The 1,999-nt window shown below is 60.6% G+C and carries 4 protein-coding genes; all 4 read right to left on the bottom strand.

Features of this window, described 5'->3' with window-relative positions; all coding sequences use genetic code 11:
* Nucleotides 1-236, bottom strand: a 236-nt coding sequence (locus PLF13_14560) for a hypothetical protein (protein HOP08491.1), incomplete at its 3' end; no start/stop codon positions are given.
* A complete protein-coding gene (locus PLF13_14555) occupies nucleotides 229-429 on the bottom strand; it encodes a hypothetical protein (GenBank protein HOP08490.1) in 201 nt (66 codons plus the stop codon). The genes PLF13_14555 and PLF13_14560, both read right to left, overlap by 8 nt.
* Nucleotides 430-485: 56 nt before the next feature.
* Nucleotides 486-1,247 (bottom strand): hypothetical protein, encoded by a 762-nt coding sequence (locus tag PLF13_14550; GenBank protein HOP08489.1) that lies wholly within the window; start codon nucleotides 1,245-1,247, stop codon nucleotides 486-488.
* A gap of 112 nt (nucleotides 1,248-1,359) precedes the next feature.
* Complete coding sequence (locus tag PLF13_14545) at nucleotides 1,360-1,833, bottom strand: hypothetical protein (GenBank protein ID HOP08488.1); 474 nt, start codon at nucleotides 1,831-1,833, stop codon at nucleotides 1,360-1,362.
* Between the last annotated feature and the right edge of the window lie 166 nt (nucleotides 1,834-1,999).

Genomic DNA, 1,999 nt, shown 5'->3' with positions numbered 1-1,999 from the left:
TTTTCGTCTATTTCTTTCTCGAGCTCGCGGACCCACTGGATCCGCCGAGCGTACTTGTCCGCCAGGCTCTTGCCGATCTCTTTCCGAAGTTCAGCCTGCGCACAGGTGAAGCACAGACCCCCGCCCCGCCCGGCATGCTCGCCGCATCGGGGGCAGGTCGCGAAGGTGCTTGGGTACTTGGGCAGGTTGCGCCACAGGACGTGCTGCAATTCCGCCACTCGTTCGTACTTAGTCATCGAAGACGCGTCCGCACACGGGGCAGCGGGTGAACGTTTTCGCGATGTCTTCCGGCTCCAGCAGTTTGTACGCTGAAGGCGTGACGAACCGGATCCCCATCTTATGACGAGCCATGCCGCGGATGCAGCGCTCGCCGTCTGTCGTCTTGTGAAACTCCGCGGCTTTGCGAAGCAGGGAACTTGTGATGTCCATCTTGATCTCCAGGTTGCAGGGCGGAGGCTCTTGGATGAGCCCCCGCCCCGGTTGGTTTATTGTCCGATGGCGGCGAGAAGTTCCTTGACCTCCGCCTCCGTCTTGGTTCCGATGGTCCTGATGGCGGGCACCCAAACGTAGTTGCCCGTGCTCTTGACCAGCTTGTTGCGGGTCGACAGCGCCCACGTGGCGCTGTACAGCCCGGTGGCCTTGTGCGTGAAGGACGCCCGGGTGAGCGGGTCGATCACTTCATTGTACTGGCCCTTGTCCGCGATCATCGAGCACGGCGCCCAGAAGGCTCCGTTGGCTTCGATGAGGAAGCGGCCCCGGTCCTCTACGTCCTCCGGCTCTTTCACAAGGAGCTTGAGGTTGAGCGCAGGCCGGCAGGTGGGCAGCGGGTCGCCGCTCCCCCACGGAGGGTACTCCGTCGTCATCCCGTCCGCGATCGCTTCCTGCTTGGTCGCCCAGGTCCTGGGCAGGTCGGGAGAACCGAACTGGGTCACTTCCTTCCAGAACTCCACGGCGCTTAGGATAGTGACGATCGCGGGATCGCCGCCTTCCTTGCCCTTGGTCGGAGGGGAGTAGACCACGACTTCCTTGTCCAGCACCAGCTGGCCGGGGGTGAAGCCTTCCTGCGCCAGGCCGCCGACTCCGTGCGCGATGGACAGGTAGATTGGGCGAAGCGTCGCCGTGAAGCGCGCCTCTCCCGGAACCGCCAGCGCGCCCGTTGTTTGCGGGCTCAGTTCGAGCCCTGTTTCTTCGTTTTCAAGCGACTCCGGGTTGAAGTCATCTTCGGGGTTGAGTTTTACGTCTCCCATGTTGTTGGTATCCTTTCGGTCTCTAAGTGTCGAAGGCACCAGGCGTCGTTGCCTGGCTATCCTTCTGGAGTTCTCTGGATTTCTCGGAGTTCTCTGGAGTTCTTAGAGACCGTTAGTGCAACAGCACGGCGGTTGTACGTTTTCTGGGATGCAGGCACACGGAACATTTTCGGCAGTCTCCGGGGCAGACGTACTGGCATTCTACCTGGTTTCCGTCCTTGTCCTCGGCCAGCCATTTGCCCGGTTCCGGATTCGTCAGCTTGTAGGCCACTTGGAATCTATTGTGCGCCAGCCACCCCGACCCGTTCACGACCAGGTGCTCGCAGTCCGAGTAGTCCAGGTCGCGACGGGCGGTGTAGCAGTATACAATTATACCAGATTTCGAGAGATAGTAGGCCAGCATTTCCGCTTTGTCCACGTCTCCCTGGTGCCGGAAGTCCCCGCACTCGTTTACTCGCAGCGCCTTGATCTTGGTCCGCTTGGTGTCGTTGTACGCGATCAGGTCTCGGGCGACTGACCAGGCATCGTTCCGGTCCCAGTAGGCTTGCATCGCGAAACGCGAGGGGATGCAGGTGTTGGCCCACACCCGCTCCTCCTGGCGCGCATAGCAGCTCGATATGTCCTTGAGCTGGCAGAACCCAAGAAGTGCCGAAGGACACAGAGACGCCGGACAGATGTTCAACACTGCCGTAGACCTCGGGAGCTTCTTGTTGCCTAAGACGATGGGGATGTCGTTTCTTAGTTGCTTCATG

This window comes from Candidatus Zixiibacteriota bacterium, from assembly GCA_035380245.1.
Classification (GTDB): Bacteria; Zixibacteria; MSB-5A5; order GN15; family FEB-12; genus DAOSXA01.
The sequence above is the reverse complement of the archived record's forward strand: the minus strand, read 5'-3'. Positions and strand labels throughout refer to the sequence as shown.